The sequence below is a fragment of the Daejeonella sp. genome (genome assembly GCF_017495225.1).
GTDB lineage: Bacteria > Bacteroidota > Bacteroidia > Sphingobacteriales > Sphingobacteriaceae > Daejeonella.
The window spans coordinates 142,643-149,136 of record NZ_JAFEIG010000014.1 but is presented as its reverse complement, the minus strand read 5'-3'; the positions used below and the strand labels follow the sequence as shown (position 1 = coordinate 149,136).

Here is a 6,494-nt window from a genome sequence, read left to right as displayed (position 1 = left end):
CTCACCAACAAATTCCTGTATTACTATTCCGCCCAGCCTGATAACTGACAACTGATAACTGATAACTAACTACCTACTAAATACTACCTACTAAATACTATCTACTATAGTTAGGTGCCTCCTTAGTAATCGTAATATCATGCGGGTGACTTTCACGCATTCCAGCAGCAGTAATTTTTACGAAACGAGCATCTTGAAGATCGCTAATGGTTGCTGCACCACAATATCCCATACTCGCTCTTAGTCCGCCGATTAATTGATACATCACCTCTGCTAATGTGCCTTTAAATGGTACGCGACCAACAATACCTTCCGGGACTAATTTCTTTATATCATCTTCAACATCTTGGAAATAGCGATCTTTTGAACCTTGTTCCATGGCTTCGATGGAGCCCATTCCGCGATAAGATTTAAACTTTCTGCTTTCGTAAATGATTGTTTCACCTGGAGATTCTTCCACACCGGCAAATAAAGATCCTGCCATGATGGTACTCGCACCTGCTGCAATGGCCTTAGCGATATCACCAGTCTGCTTAATACCCCCATCTGCGATAACTGGCACTCCCCTACCTTTTAGAGCCTTAGCGCACTCGTAAACAGCATATAATTGAGGAACACCAACACCTGCAATAATTCGTGTGGTACATATTGATCCTGGTCCGATACCCACCTTAACCGCATCTGCACCCGCATCCGCAAGAGCGATGGCAGCTTCACCAGTCGCAATATTACCTACAACAACCTGAAGATCAGGATATTTAGCTTTTACTTCTTTTAATTTAAAAATAACTCCCTTTGAATGACCATGTGCCGTATCAATGGTAATAACATCAACACCCGCCTTTACTAAAGCATCCACACGATCCAAAGTATCAGGTGTTACACCAACTGCAGCACCAACCCTCAAACGACCGTGTTCATCTTTACAAGCATTTGGGAAGTTTTTGAATTTTTGTATGTCTTTGAAAGTGATCAATCCAGTTAATACCCCATCCTTATCAACAACTGGAAGCTTTTCAATTTTATGATCCTGAAGAATTTCTTCTGCCTGCTTTAAGGTAGTTCCTGCAGGAGCAGTAATTAAATTACCGCTAGTCATTACATCGCGCACAGGGCGTTTCATATCTTTTTGAAAGCGTAAATCGCGATTGGTAATGATTCCTACCAATTTACGATCTGCAGAAATAACTGGAATCCCACCAATTTTATAATCCTTCATGATTAAAAAGGCATCCGAAACCAATGCACTTTCATCCAATGTAACTGGATCTTGAATAATACCACTCTCCGATCGCTTAACCTTACGCACCTCATCAGCTTGCTGGGCAATACTCATGTTTTTATGGAGCATACCAATTCCTCCTGCCTGAGCAATGGCAATGGCAAGTCCCGACTCAGTAACCGTATCCATAGCCGCCGAAACAATGGGAACATTCAATTTGATTTTACGAGTAAAATACGTACTTGTATCTACGTCACGAGGTAAAACTTCTGAATAAGCTGGGATTAATAGTACATCGTCGTAGGTAAGACCTTCTGAGACGAATTTTTCTGGATCTAAGTGCATAGCAAATAATTGAGGGGTTATTATTTGCCAGGCAAAGATAGAAAAAAATAATGAAAATGCGAAATATCTCTATAAAAACAGGAATAAAACACCTGATTTGAATGCTTAAGATTGCAAACAAATCAGGTGTTTTCAGACTACTTTTTACCCACAATTACCTTTTCGAAGGAATTATAGTTTAAGTATTTATTAGCAATAGCCTGAACTTCTTCGGCGCCTATATTTCGAACAGTCTGAATATATTTGCTATAATAATCATAATCGAGCCCAGAGAAATAAACATTTTTGAATTTATCAGCATGCGAAAGGGAGTTTTCTAGACTTCCAAGCATTGACCCGAGCATATAATTTCTTACCAAAGACAATTCTGTTTCGGTTACGGGCTGCTCTTTTAAAATATTAATTTCCTTTTCAATTTCGGTGAGGGCAGCACTACAAACATCAGCTCCAACTTCCGAGGCAATAAAGAAATAACCAGCATTCTTCATAGAAACCAAAGCGGAACCTATTCCGTAGGTAAAGCCCTTATCCTCACGGATATTAGCCATCAAACGAGAGCCAAAATAGCCTCCAAAAATAGTATTTACAACCTGTAAAGCTGGAAAATCTGGATGTGTTCTGTTAATAGAAACCTGTCCGATACGTATTGCCGACTGCAAGGCATCTTCTCGTTCCAGATAATGTTCTTTGCCTAATCCCTTTTCAAAATCGAATTTATTATCAAGCACATCAAAAGCATTATCCCATTCCTTACCAAAATATTGATCAATAAATGAAATGGTACTATCTTTTACCTTTCCAGAGACAATTACAGTACAATTTTTAGCTTGATAAGCTTGTTTAAAATAGTTCAATAATTGCGCGCGATCTAATTGATCATAATCGCTTGCCGAAATATCATAACCATAAAGTGTGTCACCAAACAAAACATTACTGAATGTTTTACGACTCAAAAAATCATTTTTTTCGAGGCTCACACTCAACTTTTGCTTTTGGTTACGAATTAAGGTATCTAATTCAACCTGCGGAAATATAGAGTCGGTAATAATTGCCCTAACAATAGGTAAAGTATTAGCCAAATGCTTGTTTAAAGTAAAAAGTGTTACTGAGGAATGATCATTAGCATATTCCGTTTGAAGAAATGCGCCATAATAATCAATTTTATCAGCAATTTCTGTTGAACTAAGCTCCGATGTCCCATCATTTAACATGGTATTCGTAGCAAATGTTTGCAATGGCTTTTTAGGATCGTAATTTATATTGGAGAAGATGAATTCGATTCGTACAAGGTCCTGCTCACCTCCATCAATACTAAAAACTTTAAGTCCGTTGGCTAAAACCAAAGGCTTTGCTTTTAACAGCTCAATTTGTTCAACTTCCTTAAATTCAGGTGCAAGTGCTCTGTCTATCATATTAATTAGCTAAATAGTATAAAGTGGAAGAATTTTCTTTGCGGAAGATATGCTTTGCCTGATTACGAATATCCTCGGCACTTACATTCAAGTACTTTTGTGTTTCCACATTCAATTGATTAGCATCGCCAAGTAGTTCAAAATAAGCAAGATTCATAGCTTTATCTAATAAGCTCATTTCAGAAAATACCATGGTAGATTCCATTTTATTTTTGACTTTGGTGAGCTCAGTCTCGGGCACTAATTCGGTACTGATGCGATTTAGTTCTTCCCAAATTGCGGCTTCGGCCTGCTCCATGGAGACACCTGGCAATGGTTTACCTTCTACAACAAATAATCCAGCATCCAAACTTCCTGTGAGATAGGCATTTATTTCACTAAATAACTTCCTGTCTTTTAATAGGTTACGAAACAATCTCGATGAGTTTCCTCTCGATAAAATATCTGAAACTAAATCAGCAGCATAATAACCGGCTTCTGTACGTGCCGGCATGTGAAAAACCTTGTAAATAGCATTTAAAGGGACATTGGCATGAATAGTTTCCTTACGTTCTTCATTTTGATCATCTTCCATAGGCAACATTCTAGCCAATTTCTCGCCAGAAGGAATATTTCCAAACCACTTTTCAGCTAAATGCTTTACTTCTGCCACTTTAACATCACCACCAACAACCATTATGGCATTGCTGGGATTATAATGACGGGCAAAAAAGGCTTTTACATCATCAATATTGGCGTTTTCAATATGATTGAGCGACTTCCCAATGGTTGCCCATTGATATGGGTGTTGTTTGTAAGCCATTGGCCTTAACTTTAGCCAAACATCGCCATAAGGCTGATTAAGATAACGCTGTTTAAACTCTTCGCAAACCACATTTCTTTGTACTTCCAAACTCTTTTCGGAAAATGCGAGACTCAACATTCTGTCGCTTTCCAACCAAAAGGCCGTTTCTAAGTTTACTGAAGGAAGTGTGATATAATAATTAGTGATATCATTACTTGTAAAAGCATTGTTCTCACCTCCTACTCGCTGTAAAGGCTCATCATAAGAAGGAATATTAACCGAGCCTCCAAACATTAAATGTTCAAATAAATGGGCAAAACCTGTTTGATCTGGATGTTCATCACGAGCACCTACATCATACAAAATATTAACAACCGCCATGGGAGTAGTTGGATCTTCATGAACCAGTACTTTAAGACCATTTGAAAGCGTAAAACGTTCGAAAGAAACCATAAATTGGAGAAAATTAAGAAGGCAAATTTACGGAAATTTTAGCGATTTTGAAGGATAATCATAGCTAATAAAGAGCATTTTCAAATATTTAGGGTGGGAAATAATTTTCTGATTGTCATATTCTTTGATTTGCCAATTCACAATTACATTCCTTTGTGAAATCTATATTATATTTGCCTATGGATACTTCTGAACTGCTAATTCGAGCACTAAATTTTGATTTCCTCACTGCTGAAGAGGGATTATTTCTTTTTAAGAATGCAAGCACATCCGATTTGATGTACACTGCAAATGAGCTTCGAAAAAAGCAAGTCCCGCATAATAAAGTCACCTGGATTATAGACCGAAATGTAAACACTACCAATGTTTGTATTGCGAATTGTAAGTTCTGTAATTTCTTCAGACGACCTGGTCATGATGAAAGTTATATCACTGATATTGAGACCTATAAAGTTAAAATTGAGGAGACTTTTCGCTATGGAGGCGATCAGCTTTTATTACAAGGAGGGCATCATCCCGACCTTGGTTTACAATTTTATGTCGATTTATTTAAGCAACTTAAAGAATTATATCCTACCCTTAAATTACACTCTTTAGGTCCCCCAGAAATTGCCCACATAGCAAAACTTGAAGGCCTAAGCCATACCGAAGTCCTAAAAGCCTTGATGGATGCAGGTTTAGATTCATTACCCGGTGCTGGCGCCGAAATATTAAATGATCGCGTTAGAAGATTGATTTCAAAGGGTAAATGTGGCGGTCAAGAATGGTTGGATGTGATGCGTGCAGCCCATCAATTGGGATTAACAAGTTCTGCAACGATGATGTTTGGTCATGTAGAAACTTTGGAAGAGCGTTTTGAGCATTTGGTTTGGTTGCGAGAAGTTCAGGCAGAAAAGCCTGCAGATGCCAAGGGCTTTATTGCTTTTATACCATGGCCATTTCAAGATGATGGCACTCTTTTAAAGAAAGTTAGAGGCATTACCAATCAAGTTAGTGCCGACGAATACATTCGAATGATTGCTTTAAGTAGGATTATGTTACCGAATGTAAAAAACATACAGGCATCTTGGTTAACAGTTGGTAAACAAGTTGCGCAGATATGTTTACATGCCGGTGCTAATGATTTTGGATCAATCATGATTGAGGAGAATGTGGTATCTGCGGCAGGTGCTCCACATCGTTTTACCTCGCAGGGGATACAGGATTCAATTCGGGAAGCAGGCTTTGAACCACAGCTAAGAACGCAGCAATACGAGTTCAGAGAATTGCCCAAAATGACTGAGCAACAAATAATTGAGTACTAATACTCAAAAAAATATACCGTTTACTCAATTTTATTGTTAAATTCAATTTATTAAAAATACTTTAGGTATAAACGTAATTGATTAAATATGACAATAAATGCGATTATAGTTGACGATGAAGAATATTCACGCAAATCATTGTATTTCCTATTGGAGGTACATTGTCCTAATGTAAAAATTAAAGGCATTGCTAAATCTGTTTCGGAAGCGAAAGGGATGCTTTTAGCAGGAAATATTGATCTAGTATTCTTAGACATTGCCATGCCAATTGAAGATGGTTTCTATTTATTACCAGATATTCAAAAGGTTAACTCCTCTGTAATTTTCACAACGGCTTATGATCAATACGGACTAAAAGCACTGAAAGCCAATGCCATTGATTATATTTTAAAACCAATTGATATTGAAGAATTAAAGCAAGCAGTAGAAAAGGCTATTTATTTAAGAAAACTAACACTAAACAACCTTAGAGGTAGCGAAAGTAGAAATACTAAATTACAGAATCTGGAGGAAAACTTAAATGATCTTAAAAAGATCAATAAAATAAATCTGCCCAATTCAAATGGATTTCAAATCTTAAATGTAAATCAGATAGTTTATGTATCGGCAGATAGTAATTATTCTATTTTTTACCTTGATAACAAGGAAAGTATAATCGTTTCAAGGCATCTCAAAGAATACCAGGAGCTCTTGGAAAAATCTGGTTTTAGCCGGATTCATAAATCAACTATAATAAACTTAAAACACTTGAGTGATTATACCAATAAAAATGGCTTGATTGTAAAGCTGTCGGATAATTCGGAGCATGTAGTATCCAGACGACGTTCATCCGAATTTTTGGATACTGTAAGGCATTATTTTAAAAGATAATTAATTTCTGATTTGTTTCTATAGATTATTTGTCCTTCCGCACCTGATCCGGAACCGTTAACTAATTAAAACATACCACTCACTCATTTATTTTTCTCTTTAGT

The 6,494-nt window shown here is 37.0% G+C and carries 5 protein-coding genes; 2 read left to right on the top strand and 3 right to left on the bottom strand.

What is annotated here, in order from left to right; translation table 11 throughout:
* Positions 1–97: 97 nt before the first annotated feature.
* The 3 genes from guaB to QZ136_RS05760 all read right to left on the bottom strand — a co-directional run bounded on the left by guaB (position 98) and on the right by QZ136_RS05760 (position 4,216).
* The gene (guaB, locus tag QZ136_RS05770) at positions 98–1,567 is read right to left on the bottom strand and encodes an IMP dehydrogenase (protein ID WP_291401344.1); all 1,470 of its coding nucleotides are present in this window, start codon (positions 1,565–1,567) and stop codon (positions 98–100) included.
* 137 nt (positions 1,568–1,704) lie between these two features.
* Complete coding sequence (locus QZ136_RS05765) at positions 1,705–2,979, bottom strand: pitrilysin family protein (RefSeq protein ID WP_291401342.1); 1,275 nt, start codon at positions 2,977–2,979, stop codon at positions 1,705–1,707.
* A gap of 1 nt (position 2,980) precedes the next feature.
* Positions 2,981–4,216: a pitrilysin family protein gene (locus QZ136_RS05760; RefSeq protein ID WP_291401340.1), complete on the bottom strand. Its 1,236-nt coding sequence runs from the start codon at positions 4,214–4,216 to the stop codon at positions 2,981–2,983.
* Between the two features lie 179 nt (positions 4,217–4,395).
* Here QZ136_RS05760 and mqnC point away from each other — a divergent pair, with 179 nt between their 5' ends.
* Together mqnC and QZ136_RS05750 are read left to right on the top strand one after the other, a co-directional pair.
* Positions 4,396–5,520, top strand: a complete 1,125-nt coding sequence (gene mqnC / locus QZ136_RS05755) for a cyclic dehypoxanthinyl futalosine synthase (protein WP_291401348.1) — start codon at positions 4,396–4,398, stop codon at positions 5,518–5,520.
* 87 nt (positions 5,521–5,607) lie between these two features.
* The gene (locus tag QZ136_RS05750) at positions 5,608–6,390 is read left to right on the top strand and encodes a LytTR family DNA-binding domain-containing protein (protein ID WP_291401338.1); all 783 of its coding nucleotides are present in this window, start codon (positions 5,608–5,610) and stop codon (positions 6,388–6,390) included.
* Positions 6,391–6,494: the final 104 nt, after the last annotated feature.